Origin of the sequence: Marinobacter qingdaonensis (assembly GCF_034555935.1) — a bacterium.
Taxonomy (GTDB): Bacteria; Pseudomonadota; Gammaproteobacteria; order Pseudomonadales; family Oleiphilaceae; genus Marinobacter; species Marinobacter qingdaonensis.
Genome location: NZ_JAYDCJ010000003.1, coordinates 1634833 through 1649089 on the forward strand (window position 1 = coordinate 1634833; position 14257 = coordinate 1649089).

17 protein-coding genes are annotated in these 14257 nt (G+C 62.8%); 4 read left to right on the top strand and 13 right to left on the bottom strand.

The features are described 5' to 3' along the window. Window positions 1–28 precede the first annotated feature (28 nt). From U5822_RS10695 to U5822_RS10725, 7 genes are all read right to left on the bottom strand, one after another. Window positions 29–1336 (bottom strand): TRAP transporter large permease, encoded by a 1308-nt coding sequence (locus tag U5822_RS10695; RefSeq protein WP_322855612.1) that lies wholly within the window; start codon window positions 1334–1336, stop codon window positions 29–31. Continuing rightward, window positions 1336–1854, bottom strand: a complete 519-nt coding sequence (locus tag U5822_RS10700; protein WP_322855613.1) for a TRAP transporter small permease — start codon at window positions 1852–1854, stop codon at window positions 1336–1338. The genes U5822_RS10695 and U5822_RS10700 overlap by 1 nt, the downstream gene beginning before the upstream one ends. Window positions 1855–1920: 66 nt before the next feature. Further along, the gene (locus tag U5822_RS10705) at window positions 1921–2886 is read right to left on the bottom strand and encodes a TRAP transporter substrate-binding protein (protein WP_322855614.1); all 966 of its coding nucleotides are present in this window, start codon (window positions 2884–2886) and stop codon (window positions 1921–1923) included. A 52-nt stretch (window positions 2887–2938) separates the two neighbouring features. Next, window positions 2939–3754 (bottom strand): putative hydro-lyase, encoded by an 816-nt coding sequence (locus U5822_RS10710; RefSeq protein WP_322855615.1) that lies wholly within the window; start codon window positions 3752–3754, stop codon window positions 2939–2941. 66 nt (window positions 3755–3820) lie between these two features. Then, window positions 3821–4753, bottom strand: a complete 933-nt coding sequence (locus U5822_RS10715) for a LysR family transcriptional regulator (protein ID WP_322855616.1) — start codon at window positions 4751–4753, stop codon at window positions 3821–3823. Between the two features lie 97 nt (window positions 4754–4850). Beyond that, window positions 4851–5435: an HD domain-containing protein gene (locus tag U5822_RS10720; protein WP_322855617.1), complete on the bottom strand. Its 585-nt coding sequence runs from the start codon at window positions 5433–5435 to the stop codon at window positions 4851–4853. 13 nt (window positions 5436–5448) lie between these two features. Then, window positions 5449–6219 (bottom strand): class II aldolase/adducin family protein, encoded by a 771-nt coding sequence (locus U5822_RS10725; RefSeq protein ID WP_322855618.1) that lies wholly within the window; start codon window positions 6217–6219, stop codon window positions 5449–5451. Window positions 6220–6353: 134 nt separating this feature from the next. On the opposite strand from U5822_RS10725, the gene U5822_RS10730 reads away from it, so the two are divergent. Beyond that, entirely contained in the window at window positions 6354–7049 is a 696-nt protein-coding gene (locus U5822_RS10730) for a Crp/Fnr family transcriptional regulator (protein ID WP_322855619.1), read from the top strand. Between the two features lie 50 nt (window positions 7050–7099). Here U5822_RS10730 and U5822_RS10735 read toward each other — a convergent pair whose 3' ends face one another. Further along, window positions 7100–7636, bottom strand: coding sequence for a hypothetical protein (locus U5822_RS10735; protein WP_322855620.1), 537 nt, complete (start codon window positions 7634–7636; stop codon window positions 7100–7102). Between the two features lie 225 nt (window positions 7637–7861). Here U5822_RS10735 and U5822_RS10740 point away from each other — a divergent pair, with 225 nt between their 5' ends. Continuing rightward, window positions 7862–8443: a LysE family translocator gene (locus tag U5822_RS10740; RefSeq protein WP_322856916.1), complete on the top strand. Its 582-nt coding sequence runs from the start codon at window positions 7862–7864 to the stop codon at window positions 8441–8443. A gap of 7 nt (window positions 8444–8450) precedes the next feature. On the opposite strand, the gene U5822_RS10745 is transcribed toward U5822_RS10740, so the two are convergent. Both U5822_RS10745 and U5822_RS10750 read right to left on the bottom strand, forming a co-directional pair. After that, the gene (locus tag U5822_RS10745) at window positions 8451–9161 is read right to left on the bottom strand and encodes a lytic transglycosylase domain-containing protein (RefSeq protein WP_322855621.1); all 711 of its coding nucleotides are present in this window, start codon (window positions 9159–9161) and stop codon (window positions 8451–8453) included. A 111-nt stretch (window positions 9162–9272) separates the two neighbouring features. Beyond that, window positions 9273–9731 (bottom strand): YHS domain-containing (seleno)protein, encoded by a 459-nt coding sequence (locus U5822_RS10750; protein ID WP_322855622.1) that lies wholly within the window; start codon window positions 9729–9731, stop codon window positions 9273–9275. A gap of 90 nt (window positions 9732–9821) precedes the next feature. Between U5822_RS10750 and U5822_RS10755 the strand changes: the two genes are divergently transcribed. Beyond that, complete coding sequence (locus U5822_RS10755) at window positions 9822–10337, top strand: shikimate kinase (protein WP_322855623.1); 516 nt, start codon at window positions 9822–9824, stop codon at window positions 10335–10337. 80 nt (window positions 10338–10417) lie between these two features. Further along, the gene (locus U5822_RS10760) at window positions 10418–11980 is read left to right on the top strand and encodes a BCCT family transporter (protein ID WP_322855624.1); all 1563 of its coding nucleotides are present in this window, start codon (window positions 10418–10420) and stop codon (window positions 11978–11980) included. Window positions 11981–12025: 45 nt separating this feature from the next. Here the strand turns inward: U5822_RS10760 and U5822_RS10765 are convergent, their stop codons facing one another. The 3 genes from U5822_RS10765 to U5822_RS10775 form a co-directional block, all read right to left on the bottom strand. After that, the gene (locus U5822_RS10765) at window positions 12026–12202 is read right to left on the bottom strand and encodes a DUF1328 domain-containing protein (RefSeq protein ID WP_322855625.1); all 177 of its coding nucleotides are present in this window, start codon (window positions 12200–12202) and stop codon (window positions 12026–12028) included. 53 nt (window positions 12203–12255) lie between these two features. Then, a complete protein-coding gene (locus U5822_RS10770; protein WP_322855626.1) occupies window positions 12256–12900 on the bottom strand; it encodes a DsbA family oxidoreductase in 645 nt (214 codons plus the stop codon). Window positions 12901–12961: 61 nt separating this feature from the next. Continuing rightward, window positions 12962–14239, bottom strand: coding sequence for a dicarboxylate/amino acid:cation symporter (locus U5822_RS10775; RefSeq protein ID WP_322855627.1), 1278 nt, complete (start codon window positions 14237–14239; stop codon window positions 12962–12964). Window positions 14240–14257: the final 18 nt, after the last annotated feature.

Below are 14257 nucleotides of genomic sequence, written 5' to 3' on the forward strand. Positions count from 1 at the left end.
AAATCTCCTGAAACGTATGCGTCTTGGCCTAGCCCTGCCGCATGGTCTGGGGCAGGTAGGTGACGATTTCCGGGAACCAGCCGATCAGCAGCAGCGCCGCCATGATCAGCAGGAAGAAGGGCAGGGCCGCGCGGGCCACGTACAGGATGTCCTTGCCGGTCAGGGCCTGGATCACGAACAGGTTGAAGCCAACCGGCGGAGTGATCTGCGCCATCTCCACCACCAGCACGATGAAGATGCCGAACCAGAGCAGGTCGATGCCGGCCTGCTGCACCATGGGCATAACCACGGCCACGGTCAGCACCACCACCGAAATGCCGTCCAGGAAGCAGCCCAGCAGGACAAACAAGGCGGTCAGGCACACCAGCAGTTCAAACGACGACAGCGACATGCTGCCGATCCATTCCGCCAGTTCCCGGGGGATGCCGAGAAAGCCCATGGCCAGGGTCAGGAAGTGCGCACCGACCAGAATCAGACCGATCATGCAGGAGCTTTTCACCGCCCCCAGCAGGCTTTCCTTGAAGCTGTGCACGGTCAGCGAACCGGTCACCGCGGCCAGCAGTAGGGCGCCGAACACACCCAGGGCGGCGGCCTCGGTGGGCGTGGTGAAGCCGGCGTAAATGGAGCCGAGCACGAACACGATCAGGCCGACAATCGGCAGCAGCAGGCGCAGCGCCTTGAACTTGGCCGAGAACGACAGATGTGCCTTCTTGTGCACCGGCATCTCATCTTTGTTGAGCTTGGCCCAGATCATGGTGTAGCCCATGAACATGGCCACCAGCATCAGCCCGGGTAAGGCGCCGGCAATGAACAGGCGGCCGATGGACACTTCCGCGGCCACACCGTAGACGATCAGGATGATCGACGGCGGAATCAGCAGGCCCAGGGTGCCCGAGCCGGCGAGGGTACCCACCGCCATGCGATCGCTGTAGCCCTGGGCTTTCAGCTCGGGCAGGGTCATCCGGCCGATGGTGGCGGCGGTGGCCGCGGACGAGCCGGACACGGCGGCAAAAATGCCGCAGCTCAGGATGTTTACGTGCAGCAGTTTGCCGGGCAAGCCGCCCATCCAGGGCGACAGGCCCTTGAACAGGTCTTCGGACAGCTTGGTGCGGAACAGCACCTCGCCCATCCAGATGAACATGGGCAGGGCGGTCAGGGCCCAACCGGTGCTCGCGCCCCAGCTGGAGGTGGCAAACAGCAGGCCGATCTGCTCGTTGCCGGACAGCAGCAGGCCCAGTACGCCAATGCCCACCAGGGTCAGGGACACCCAGACCCCCAGCGCCAGCATCAGCAGCATGGAGACGGCGAGGACGATGGAAAGCATGGTGGTATCCATCAGATTTCCTCCAGGTTGATGTCGCTTTCGTGCTGCTGGTAGGACGGCGTGCGCTGCCTCAGCACCGCCACCAGGTCATCCAGCAGCGCGATGGCCAGGGCGGTCATGCCCAGCCCCACCGGAATCTGCGGGATCCAGATCGGAATCGGGATATAGCCGTGGGAGACTTCCTCGAAAATGTAGGACTCGTAGACCATGTGCCAGCAGTAGAAGGTCATGTAGCAGGCCAGGCCGAGACCGAAGATCAGGACCGCCAGTTCCTGGATAAACCGGGCTTTCGGTCCCCATTTCTGGATCACCAGGGTGACCCGGATGTGCCCACCCTCGTGGAAGGTGTAGGCCAGTCCGAAGAAGGTAGAGGCGGCAAGCGCGTATCCCGATACGTCTTCGGCCGACGGCACGATAAAACCGAAGATCCGGCCCACGATCTGCATCAGAATGATCACCATGATCAGTGCGATGCAGAAGCCCGCGGCGTACCCGGATGCCATGTAAAACTTGTCGCGAAAGGAACTCATCTTATGTGCCTCCCAAGGCTGGTCTGCCCCGGTGACCCGGGGCAGCAGCGGCTTGTGATTGGAGTCTTAACGGTAGGCTTTGAGGATGGCGCCGACTTCTTCGGGAGCCTCGGCTTCCCACTCCTTGATCATGATGTTGCCAATCTTCTGGAACTCGTTCATCAGCTCCTCGGAGGGCTCGGACACCACGATGCCGTTCTCGGCCAGGGTTTCAGTGTCTTCGGCGGCGGTCACCCGGACACCGGTCCAGCCTTTGTCTTCGGCCTTGGCTGCCGCTTCCAGGATGACCTGGCGCTGCTCATCGCTGAGCCGGCGGAAGGCGCGCTTGTTCACCACCACCACGTTCTTTGGGATCCAGGCCTTGATGTCGGTGTAGTGGGACAGGTAGTCCCAGGCCTGGCCGTTGGCGCCGGTGGACGGCGAGGTGATCATGGCGTCGATGATGCCGGTGCTGAATGCTTGCGGGATCTCCGGCACCTGCACCGTGGTCGGCGTGGTGTTCATCAGGTCAGCCAAGCGCGAGGTGGAGGGGCTGTAGGCGCGCATCTTCAGGCCTTCCAGGTCCGCCATGGTGTTGACCGGGGCCTTGGTGTACAGGCTCTGTGCCGGCCAGGGTACGGAATAGAGCAGCACCATGCCTTCCTTATCGAGCTGTTTCTCCACTTCCGGTTTGGCCGCCTCCCACAGGCGACGGGCGTCGTCGAAGCTGGTCGCCAGGAACGGAATGTTGTCGTGTTTGAACACCGGATGGGTGTTGCCCATGATGCCGATGAAGATCTCACCCATTTGTACCTGACCGGTACGGACCGCGCGTGGGATTTCCGGGTGCTTGACCAGGGACGCGCCGGAATGGACGGTGATGTCGATCTCGCCATCGGTGCCGGTCTTGATGTCCTCGGCAAATTCGTACGCGATTTTGGTGGGCAGGTTGGCATCGCCGTAAGGCGTAGGCATGTGCCACTGCGCCGCGTTGACAGCGGAGGTAAAGAGCGCTCCGGTCAGGAACGTCGCTGTTGCAAGTTGCTTGAACATATCGTTTCTCCCGTGCTTTCGTTCTTGTTGCTTTGGTTTCAGGCAGGGCCGGTTACAGCACCGCCAATTCTTCATTCAGCCGCTCGGTCAGCAGCATCTTCCCGGGGACGTGGGTGATGGCGATCGGCGGCCGGGCGTTTTCCAGGGCCAGCTGGGGCGTAACGCCACAGGCCCAGAACAGGGGCAGTTCGCCCTCGCGGATGGTGACCGGATCCCCGAAGTCCGGCTTGGCCAGGTCGGCGATGCCAATCTGGCTCGGGTCGCCGATGTGCACCGGCGCGCCGTGGGCTTTGGGCAGCCGGGTGGTGACCTGGATGGCGCGGATGGCGTCGGCGCCGTTGAACGGGCGCATGGACACCACCATGTTGCCGTGGAATCGGCCGGCTGGTCGGGTGGCGATGGACGACCGGTACATGGACACGTTCGAGCCCTGCTCGACATTGCGGACGGTCAGGCCGGCCCGGGTCAGGGCGTCCTCGAAGGAGAACGAACAGCCGAGGACAAAGGTGACAAAATCGCCCTGCCAGAGCTCGCGGATGTCGGTGACGGTTTCCGCCCGTGCGCCATCGCGGAACACCTGGTATTCGGGGATGTCGGTGCGGATATCGAGGTCGCGGCCCAGTTCCGGCAGGGCCGGGTCGCCCGGTTCGGAAACGCCAATCAGGGGCAGGGCGACCGGGTTGTTCTGGCAGTACATGAGGAAGTCCGCCGCCCAGTCGGCCGGCAGGATCACCACGTTGCCCTGGATCAGGCTGTGTGCCGCACCACTGGTTGTGCCGGTGTGTTCGCCGGAGCGAATGCGTGACCGCAGCGAGGCGGCCTGATCCAAAACGCTCTGTTTGAAGTCCGAATAATCAGCGGTCTGCATGTCGGGAACCCCTAATTGAGTTTAGTTGACAACTGCAATAAAGGTTATTCCCATCAGTGAAAATGTCTAATTATGGTTTTTTACGTCTTCCGATAATAAACCTTTATCACCCTCCCGGGCGTAGTCCTCAGACACCTTCACGGCCAGGTTGGCGGCCAGTTCCGCCACCGGATTGAACGGCACACTGGGGTAGGAGGCGGTGAACGCCAGTTGCGAGGGCGTCCAGCACACGTCCAGCTGGATCAGCCGGCCGCTGTGCAGGCCATCGGCGATCACGCTCAGGGGCAGGGCCGAGACCCCGATGCCATCCAGGGCCAGCCGTCGACAGGCCGCCAGCGAGCTGGACGAGTAGAAGCGGGCCGGCAGTTCATCCAGTTCGCTGAATTTCTGGCTGATCTCGGCGAAGGGTTTGGTGTTGCGGGCGTAGGTGATGATTGGCCACTGGGCAATCTCCTCCAGGCTCAGGGTGCGCCGGGGCAGGTCCAGGTCCGGGCTCGCCACCCAGATCAGCGGGAAGCTGCACAGGTCCCGGTTCTGCACCTTGGGCTCGGACACCGGGCCCATGAGGAAGGCCAGGTCCAGGCTGCGGTCCATCAGGCCGTTGCGCAGGTTGCCGGTGACATCGACGGTGATCTCCACATCCAGCCGGGGCACGGTCTCGTGCAGGGCACGGAAGAAATGCGGCAGCCAGGAGTGCACGATGGTCTCCGACACCCCCAGGCGCAGGATGCCGGACAGCAGGGCGACCCGGTCTGCCCGCTTGCGCAGCTGCTCGGACATGAACACGATTTTCTCGGCGTAGGGCAGCAGCTCCTGGCCCTTGGTGGTCAGCAAGGTGCGCCCGGATTCCCGTTCAAACAGCTTGACCCCCAGCTCCTCCTCCAGGGCGGCAATGCGGGTCGAAATGGCGGGTTGGGTGGTGTGCTGGCGTTCGGCGGCTTTGCGGAAACTGCCCAGCGTGGCCACCCAGATAAAGGTTTCCAGGCGTTTGAAGTTCATCGGTTCTCTGCGGTTGGTGGGCGTGGCCAACGGCTGGATAGCCCAGCCGTTTTCCCAAGGATAGCGCAGAGTGGGTGGTCGATGCCGCCCGGGGCGCTCACACCGCCTTTTTGTACAGCGAGCGGACCGGCTTGGCGAACACCTGGCGCACCATGGGCTCGAAGTAGGACAGCGGCAGGGTCTCGGCCGCCGGATCAAAGGCCGGCGAGTCGTACTTGCTGACAAACTCAATGGTACGCATGAAGTGCGGGTGGTCCTTGTAGTTGTCCCGCAGGTGGCGGTCCATGCCCAGGTAATGAAAGAAATAGTAGCCCTGGAAGATGGCGTGGTGCTTGACCATCCAGTGGTTGGCTTCGCTCACGAAGGGCTCCAGCAGCACCGCCGCCACGTCGGCGTGGTTGTAGGAGCCGAGGGTATCGCCGATGTCGTGCAGCAGCGCGCACACCACGTACTCGTCGTCCTTGCCGTCCCGGTGGGCCAGGGTGGCGGTTTGCAGGCAGTGGGTCAGGCGGTCCACCGGGAAGCCGCCAAAATCGCCCTCCAGCAGCATCAGGTGATCGAGAATCCGGTCCGGCAGGGCCTTGGCGAAATCCCCGAACGAGCGGGCGATGGTCTGCCAGTCTTCGGCGGTGCCGTTCTTCATGTGGGTAAAGCTGGCTTTGGGTGCGGTTACATCGTTCATGGCGGTCGCTCCTTCAGTCCCGGAAGCCCGGGTTGACCCGGTCAAGTTTGCGCAGCAGGCCCGGCCAGGCCAGTTTGCCACCCATGCCGCGGGTGACCTGCTCCGATTGCTGGCGGATGGTGTCGACAATGCCGTCGGGAATCGGTGTCATCGCCCGGTTGCCGGCCAGCGCCTGGATCTGCACCTCGCACGCCTTCTGCAGGATGTACATGCCCAGGAAGGCGTCGGCGATGCTGCCGCCGGTGGTGAGCAGGCCATGGTTGCGCAGGATCATGAAGTTGTTGCTGCCCAGGTCCTTCTGCAACCGGGCTTTCTCGTCCTCACGCAGGGCCACGCCCTCGTAGTCGTGGTAGGCCAGGTTGGACAGCGGGAACAGGCTCTGCTGGGACAGTGGCAGCAGGCCATCCTGCTGGGCCGACACCGCCACCCCGGCGGTGGTGTGGGTGTGCATGACGCACAGGGCGTCTTCGCGCACGGCGTGGATGGCGCTGTGAATGGTGAAGCCCGCCGGGTTGATGTCGAAATCGTCCGGGTTCAGCTTGTTGCCGTCCTGGTCCACGCGCACCAGGCTCGAGGCGGTGATTTCCTCGAACATCATGCCGTAGGGGTTGATCAGGAAATGGTGCTCGTCGCCGGGAATGCGCGCCGACAGGTGGGTGAAAATCAGGTCGTCCCAGCCGTACAGGGCAATCAGGCGGTACGCCGCGGCCAGGTCGACCCGAAGTTGCCATTCCTCGGCACTGACGTCCTCTTTCTTGGAGGGTATTGCGATACGCTCAGACATCGGTGGCCTCTCTTGTGGTTGTTGTCGTGTCATGGGTGAGCTCCGGGGTCAGTGTAGGCAGTTGGACGAGCACAAGACTGTCAAATGAATTACATTTGAGGTCGGATCATTCGCGACAGCCAGGGAGCGCCGTCATGTCGGAACTGAAAAAAGTACTGCGTGCCTGCCCGCTGCTCGGCGGCCTGCCCGACGCCGGCTTTGCCGAAGCCGAGGACCTGGCGCGCTGGCGCAGTTTTCACGCGGGCGAGGGCATCTACGACAAGGGCTCCATGCAGTCGTCCCTGTGCGTCATTGCCGAGGGCACGGTGCGCATCAGTTCGGTCAATGCCGAGGGTCGGGAGGCAACCCTGATCATCTTCGGCCCCGGCGCCTGGTTCGGGGATACCGTGTTTTCTCCCGGCACCCCGCGGGTCTACGGCGCCACCGCCCACGACGCGGCCCGCATTGCCGAACTGCCGGGCGAGGGCTTTCGCAAGCTGTTGGCGCGCTATCCCCAGGCCTACCCGGTGGCCCTGGATCTGCTGAGCCGACGGCTCTGGTCGGCCATGTCGATCATCGCCGACGACGCCCTGCGCGGCATCGAGGCCCGGGTGGGCCGTCGCCTGCTGTTCCTGGCCCAGATCCAGGGCCACGGCGACGCCCGGGACCGTCCGGTCACCTTCCGGCTGACCCGGGAGCACATCGGCAACATGATGGGCATGACCCGCCAGGGGGTGCACCGGGTGATTAAAACCTTGGAGCGCGAGGGTCTGCTTAAGTTGGACTATGGGCGTATTACGGTAATCAGTCCGAAGGCTCTGAACGTGTATCTCGAGGCGCTGCCAGATTGACAAGGCCACAAGTGCGGGGACGAAAGGCAGAGCTCCCGTCCCCGGAGAGGCTATTTGGAATCCATGGTCACCGGGACCATGATGTGGGCATAGTCGGTGCCTTTCCACATGACGTAGGGGCCACCGTTCTGAGGGTCGGTGGGCAGTGAGTTCAACAGGTCGGAATTCGGGACGATGATCATCAGGTGTGGTCCTTCTTCAACCCACTCGTTATCGTCCGTCTTGCCTTCTGCGTAGGGGTCAACGTTGCTGGCTCCGGCGTCGCCAGCAAGCATGTAAGCAATGCCCAGATCTGATGGTGTGTGGGGTTGCTTGTTGATCCAAGCGTTCGCCCATTGTTGCCACGGTCCGTCCAGGCACATGGGCGCGGTGCCCTGCAGGGTTGGTGGGGTAGGATAGCAAACATAACTACCGTCACCTTCTTGCAGAATATTGTTGTTCCAGTCCATGACTGTCGCCTTGTCGCGCATCGAGATTGGTGCAGCGCTCAGGGCGTCCGCAATCAGCTCACTGTGTTCGTCCGATACGGCGTGTCCGGCAGCGATAACCAGTGCAAGGAGAGGAAACAGTTGCTTGAACGTTTTCATGGTGTGATCCTCGTATGGTTGTGATTCAGCACTGCTCAATGAAAGTATGGGCAATTCGTAAAAAACGCGTAGTAACAATGACTTCTTAACCAATAGCGGTCAGCCTCATACGCTATAAGGGCTGTTTGCCAGGCGAGGCCGTGCTGTTACCCACCTCTCGAAAGGCTGCTTGTTTTGTTGTCACTGAACTGGTCCCTGCTATCCGTCTTCATTCCCACCTTCTTCGTGGTTTCAATTACTCCAGGTATGTGCATGACCCTGGCGCTGTCCATGGGCATCACCATCGGCGTGCGCCGGGCCTTGTGGATGATGGTGGGAGAGCTGGTCGGAGTGGCCGTAGTGGCGACATCGGCGGCCATCGGGGTGGCCACTTTCATGCTCAAGTACCCGACCGCGTTTGCGGTGTTCAAGTACGCCGGTGGTGCCTACCTGGTGTGGTTGGGCATCCAGATGTGGCGCTCCCGCGGCAAGATGGCCATGCCCGAGAACGAAGACCCGGCGGCGCTCCAGGCCTCGGCCGGCCAGCTGGCCACCCAGGGCTTTGTCACCGCCATCGCCAATCCCAAGGGCTGGGCCTTTTTCGTGGCGCTGCTGCCGCCGTTTATCGATAGCCAGTTGCCCATGGCGCCGCAGCTGACCGCACTGATCCTGATCATCCTGGCGCTGGAATTCCTGTGCCTGCAGCTGTACGCCCACGGCGGCAAGGGCTTGCGCAAGCTGCTGCGCCAGGGCGGCGGGGTGCGTACGGTCAACCGGGTGGCCGGTAGCCTGATGATGCTGGTGGGGGTCTGGCTGGCGGTCGGCTGATCGCGACCTAGTTGGCCGCGTAGCGCTCGTGCAGGATGCCAACCCGATGCACGTAGGCCTTGGTCTCGGCATAGGGCGGCACGCCACGGTAGCGGGTCACGGCGCCGGGACCGGCGTTGTAGGCGGCGGTGGCCAGCCGGACATCGCCGTCAAACCGCTGCAGCATCTTGGCCAGGTAGGTGACGCCGCCGCGGATGTTCTGTTCCGCCACCAGAGCGTTTTCCACCCCCAGCTCCCGGGCCGTGCCCGGCATCAACTGCATCAGACCCTGGGCACCGACCGGTGACAGCGCCTTCTCATTGAACGCCGATTCGGCGTGAATCACCGCCCGGACCAGGGCCGGATCGACGCCGTATTCCCGGGCGATGGTGCGGATCTCGTTGCGATAGGGGTGGGTGAACAGCGGCGTCTTACGCCAGTCGACGCTGGAGTTCGGATCGCAGGCGTAGCAATGGAACCGGATCACATCAAATTCGGCCCCCGCCGGGCGGACGCTGCTGTAGGCGACCACGCCGTTGTCATCGGTGTAGCGGTAGACGGTGTCGTTGCCGCTGGAGGCGCGGGGCTGTTTGGCGTTGACGTTGGTGAATTCGACCGTGCCATCCGGATGGACGATGCGTTGCACACCCTGGGCGCTGGCCTGGCCGGCACTGGTCAGGGTCAAAGCGGTGGCGAGCGCAACAACGGCTAGGGCAGTGGGTGTCTGGCCTGGTCTCATGCGATATCCGTGCGGTTCCGGTCAACGTCCAGAGATCGGTTGGCAATCCCTGCTGCCCTGATTATAGTGCTTTACCAGGTCATTGAAACCGCACGAATTGTTGGAGAACCGTTACTGTTCCAGTACTGCCGGCCAGTTCTCATTCGCCAGTCGGATGAAATTGTCGCGGTCGGCCAGCCAGCGGTCCTGCACGTCCTGGTTGTAGTTCAGGTACAGCTTGCCGTCCTTCACGGTCCAGTGTTTCGGGTCGCCCTTGGCCAGGTAGCCCTGGCTCACCGCCCAGGCGCAATAGCCGCCGTAGACCGGGGCGTAGGCGGCCGGGTCGGCCCCGAACTTGGCCTTGTTCTCGGCGCTGGCAAAGCGCCAGTTTACCCCCAGGTATTCGACGGTGTGGCTGGACGAGCCCTTGGTGGCCTCTCCCGCGTCAAAGTAACTCACCACGTCGTAACCGCCCGCTCCGGTGTTCGACAGCAGACCGGTGTACACCGGGTCTTCGGCGGCCTGGGCCAGACCGGAGACGATAATCAGCAGAGCTGACAGCAAGGTGGAGAGTGCTACGGATCGAATCATGGCGTTTTCCTCATGGGTGTCGGTATAGTCTTCAGACAAGCCGCGATCGCGGTTGTTACAGCAGGCCCAGACAAATTCTCCGGAGTGCCCATGACAACACTGAATCCCGACCAGAACCTGGTGCTCATCGGCATGCCCGGCAGCGGCAAGAGCACCGTCGGCGTTCTGCTGGCCAAGCGCCTGGGCATGGGGTTTGTCGATACCGACCTGCTGATCCAGGAGCAGGCGGGACGCACCCTGCAGGACATCGTCGACCAGGACGGCTACCAGGCCCTGCGCCAGATCGAGGAGCAGGTGCTGCTGGCCCTGGACGTGCAGCACCAGATCATCAGCACCGGCGGCAGTGCGGTCTACAGTGCCGCCGCCATGGCGCACCTGAAAGCGAACAGTCGCGTGGTGTTTCTGGACATCCCCCTGCCTCTGGTGATCGAGCGCATTGGCGATTACAGCGCCCGGGGCATTTCCCGGCGGCCCGACCAGTCCCTCGACCAGCTGTTCGAGGAACGCTATCAGCTCTACACCCGTTACGCCGATCTGACCGTGAGCGGGCAAGGCCGGAATCAGGATGAGGTCTGCGAGGCGGTGGTTCAGGGCCTCGGGGCCTGACGCATTCGGTAGAATTACCGATACAAACGACAGGTTTGCGTCAGTAGGGTTCGCGACCCATTCAAAAACTGGCGAGTTTCATGTCTTCTAGTAGTACTGCGCTTCCCGTTAACAACACCACTGGTTTGCAGCGACTGGGTGACCCGGTCGTGCTGTCGTTGACCATGGGGTTCATCCTGCTGTTCGTGGGCTGGTCCCTGAATGACGCCGAGGGCCTGGCGTCGGTGATAGGCGCGGGCTTTGGCTGGACGGCCAAGTACCTCGGGTCGTTTTTCCAGTTGCTGTTGCTGGCAACCTTTTTCATTGCCCTGGGCGTGGCGTTCAGCCGCTCGGCCCAGGCCCGGCTGGGTGGCCGTACCGAGCCGGAGATCGGCACCTTCCGCTGGCTGTCGATGATCCTCTGCACCCTGCTGGCCGGCGGCGGTGTCTTCTTCGCCGCCGGTGAGCCGGTCTACCATTTCGTGGTGTCGCCACCGGTGTTCACCGCCGAAGCCGGAACCGCCGAGGCGGTGGCGCCGGCCATGGCCCAGTCCTTCATGCACTGGGGCTTTCTGGCCTGGGCCGTGCTCGGCTCACTGACCGCACTGGTACTGGCGCACGCCCATTACGTTCAGGGCAAGCCGCTGCAGCCGCGCACCCTGCTGTACCCGGTACTGGGTGAGCGGGTGATGCAGGGCTGGTTTGGCGGCCTGGTCGACGCCCTGTGCGTGATTGCCGTGGTGGCCGGCACTGTCGGTCCGATCGGCTTTCTGGCGACCCAGATGAGCTTCGGCCTGCACGAACTGTTCGGCATTGCCGACGACTACTCCACCCAGCTGACCATCCTGGTCCTGCTGGCGGGTGTCTACATGGCGTCCGCGGTCAGCGGCCTGCACCGGGGCATCCAGTTGCTGAGCCGGTTCAACGTGATCCTGGCGCTGGTGATCGCGGCGGTGATTTTCATCTTCGGCCCGACCCTGTTCCTGACCAACACCTACCTGTCGTCCGTGGGTGAGTACCTGACCTCGTTCTTCGCGATGTCGACGGTCACCGCCGAGACGGCGCCGGACTGGTGGATGAAGTGGTGGACGGTGTTCTTCTTCGCCTGGTTCATCGGCTACACCCCGCTGATGTCCATCTTCGTGGCGCGCATTTCCCGCGGCCGGACCATCCGGCAGACCATCCTGGCGGTGGCGGTGCTGGCGCCGGTGGCCACCTCCATCTGGTTCACCCTGCTGGGTGGCTCGGGGATCTACCATCAGCTGGCGGGGACTTTTGATCTGACCGAGGCGCTCAATGGCTTCTCCTTCGATGTCGCGACCCTGACCGTGGCCGAGGCGCTGCCGGGTGGCACCCTGATGGCGGCTGCCATCCTGCTGCTCACCACCATCTTCGTGGCCACCACCGGGGATTCCATGAGCTACGCCATCGCCACCGTCGGTGCCGGCCATGATGAGCCGCATTATCTGGTACGGGCGTTCTGGGGCGGTGCCATGGCGGTCATGGCGGCGATTCTGTTGTACATGGGGGCAGGGCAGATCGGTGTGCTGCAGCAGTTCATCGTGCTCACCGCCATTCCGGTGTCGCTGATTATCCTGCCGTCCCTGTGGACCGGACCGAAAGCGGCCAGGGCCATGGCCCGGGCACAGGGAGTGAACCTCTAAGTGATGGGGTAGGACATTAACTTCGTCCCGTGGCCGGCGACGGCCCTATACCTTGGGGCCCCGGCCGCGGACGACGTTGACCACCACAGAAACCACCAGCAGCACCAGAAAGATGAAGAACAGAATCTTGGCAATCTCTGTTGCTGCGCCAGCGATACCGCCGAAACCCAGAACACCGGCAATGATCGCGATGATCAGGCAAACCACGGACCAATAGAGCATTTCCTTCCCTCCCTTTGTGGATCCGTCTTTCACTTTAGCACAGCGTTAAAAGCTCACGGTTCGGCGGCAATCTCCCGGAAAGCGCTGACCAGCGTGTCGGGCTCCTGGGCACCGGAAATCAGGTACTTCTGGTTGACGATGTACGCGGGCACGGCCGAGACGCCGGCCTGCTGATAGCGCGCCTCGTCCTCACGCACGGTGTCGGCGTAGCGGTCGGTGGCCAGCACCGCCCGGGCTGCCTCGCCATCCAGGCCGATGCTCTCGACGCAGGCCACCAGCACCCCGGGATCGGTGATGTTCTCGGCGCGGCCAAAGTAGGCGTCAAAGCAGGCCTGTTTCATCTCGGTCTGCTTGCCCTGTTCCCCGGCCCACTTCACCAGGCGGTGGGCGTCAAAGGTGTTGCGGGTGTGGCGTTCCTGCAGCTTGTCGAAGTTCAGCCCGAGGTCCCGGGCAATCTCCATCATCTGGGCCTGGTTGGTCTGCATTTCCGCCTCACTGCGGCCGTACTTGCGGGCCAGTGCCGGCAGGATCGGCTCGCCGTCCCCGGACGGGTCGGGGTTGAGCTCGAAGGCGTGCCATTCGACCCTGAAGTCCATTTCCGGCGCCAGTTCGGCGATCGCCTTTTCCAGGCGGGCATAGCCGATGGCGCACCAGGGGCAGGCGATGTCGGAAACAATGTCGATCTGAACAGTGGTCATGGGGACTCCCGGTAACAGGTGGTGATTTCAGGGTACCGGAAAATGGATCGCCCTGTCGTGGTCAGGGTTGCTCCGCCGCGGGGCTGGAGTCCAACCGCCGGCCTGACCAGTTCTCCATCAGGCGGCACGTCACCAGGTCGCCGGTGACGTTGATCGCGGTGCGGCACATATCCAGGATACGGTCCACGCCCATTATCAGTGCAATGCCGGCCGGGGGAACACCGACCGTTTGCAGGACCATGGCAAGGATGACGATGCCCACCCCGGGCGTGGCGGGTGAGCCGATGGAGGCGCCGACGGCCATGGCCACGACCAACGCCATGCTGCCCATGCCCAGCTCGATGCCATAGACCTGGGCCAGAAAGATGGTGGCGACCGCCTGGTACAGGGCTGTGCCATTCATGTTGATGGTGGCGCCAAGCGGAATCACGAATTGCGACACCGAGGGGCGAACCCCCAGCTTGTCCTCGGCTGTCTTGATGGACAGTGGCATAACTGCCGCGGAGCTGGAGGTGGAAAAGGCCAGTAACAGCACATCGCGGGTATCCCGCAGGAATCGGATCGGAGCCTGTCCCCCGATAACGCGGAGGATCAGGAGATAGACCCCGAGCATGATCAACAACCCCAGAACCACGGTGGCGACGTAGGAGGCCATCCCAAGCATGGCTGAGACGCCGATGGTGGTGGTGAGTTGGGCCATCAGCCCGAACACCGCGTAGGGGGCCAAACGCATGGCCCAACCCACCACCGTCATGCAAATTTGCTGCAGCGAGTCCAGCAGGTCCAGCATGGGGCGGGACTTGTTTTGCTCCATACTCACCAACGCAATGCCCACAATGATCGAGAACAGCACTACCTGAAGCATCTGGCCCTCGACCATGGCATCCAGGGGATTGCCAGGGAGAAGACCGATCAAGGTCTGGGGCAGGTCCACCGCACTGGGCAGGTCCTTGACGGCATTGCCGGCCTCAGAAGATTCGGGTGCCACCAGTCCCTTCATCATGCTGCCCGGGTTCACCAGGCTGCCGATCCACAGTCCGATTGCGGCGGCGATGGCAGTGGTGATCACGAAAAACGTGGTGACTCTGACCCCCAGCCTCCGTAGCTGATCCAGGTTTTCGCTGGCGGCGAGCCCCCTCACCACGGAAGCAATCACCAGCGGGATGACGATCATCTGGATGGTGGCCAGGAACAATTGGCCGGGAAAGGCCAGCCAATTGCCGATCAGGGTGCCGGTATTCGGGGCGACTAGCCCAACGGAGGGACCAAGCAGAGTGCCGACTATGAGCCCGAGGCCCATGCCAACGAGCACTTTGAGCCAGAGGCGCCCTTTAACCAATCCCGACAGGTATCCACT

What these genes read in the sequence shown, in the direction of transcription:
- U5822_RS10765 (WP_322855625.1), bottom strand. Translation starts at nt 12,202, where the DNA reads ATGCTCTATTGGTCCGTGGTTTGCCTGATCATCGCGATCATTGCCGGT.
- U5822_RS10760 (WP_322855624.1), top strand. Translation starts at nt 10,418, where the DNA reads ATGTCTTCTAGTAGTACTGCGCTTCCCGTTAACAACACCACTGGTTTG.
- U5822_RS10745 (WP_322855621.1), bottom strand. Translation starts at nt 9,161, where the DNA reads ATGAGACCAGGCCAGACACCCACTGCCCTAGCCGTTGTTGCGCTCGCC.
- U5822_RS10700 (WP_322855613.1), bottom strand. Translation starts at nt 1,854, where the DNA reads ATGAGTTCCTTTCGCGACAAGTTTTACATGGCATCCGGGTACGCCGCG.
- U5822_RS10705 (WP_322855614.1), bottom strand. Translation starts at nt 2,886, where the DNA reads ATGTTCAAGCAACTTGCAACAGCGACGTTCCTGACCGGAGCGCTCTTT.
- U5822_RS10730 (WP_322855619.1), top strand. Translation starts at nt 6,354, where the DNA reads ATGTCGGAACTGAAAAAAGTACTGCGTGCCTGCCCGCTGCTCGGCGGC.
- U5822_RS10770 (WP_322855626.1), bottom strand. Translation starts at nt 12,900, where the DNA reads ATGACCACTGTTCAGATCGACATTGTTTCCGACATCGCCTGCCCCTGG.
- U5822_RS10725 (WP_322855618.1), bottom strand. Translation starts at nt 6,219, where the DNA reads ATGTCTGAGCGTATCGCAATACCCTCCAAGAAAGAGGACGTCAGTGCC.
- U5822_RS10735 (WP_322855620.1), bottom strand. Translation starts at nt 7,636, where the DNA reads ATGAAAACGTTCAAGCAACTGTTTCCTCTCCTTGCACTGGTTATCGCT.
- U5822_RS10720 (WP_322855617.1), bottom strand. Translation starts at nt 5,435, where the DNA reads ATGAACGATGTAACCGCACCCAAAGCCAGCTTTACCCACATGAAGAAC.
- U5822_RS10695 (WP_322855612.1), bottom strand. Translation starts at nt 1,336, where the DNA reads ATGGATACCACCATGCTTTCCATCGTCCTCGCCGTCTCCATGCTGCTG.
- U5822_RS10715 (WP_322855616.1), bottom strand. Translation starts at nt 4,753, where the DNA reads ATGAACTTCAAACGCCTGGAAACCTTTATCTGGGTGGCCACGCTGGGC.
- U5822_RS10750 (WP_322855622.1), bottom strand. Translation starts at nt 9,731, where the DNA reads ATGATTCGATCCGTAGCACTCTCCACCTTGCTGTCAGCTCTGCTGATT.
- U5822_RS10755 (WP_322855623.1), top strand. Translation starts at nt 9,822, where the DNA reads ATGACAACACTGAATCCCGACCAGAACCTGGTGCTCATCGGCATGCCC.
- U5822_RS10710 (WP_322855615.1), bottom strand. Translation starts at nt 3,754, where the DNA reads ATGCAGACCGCTGATTATTCGGACTTCAAACAGAGCGTTTTGGATCAG.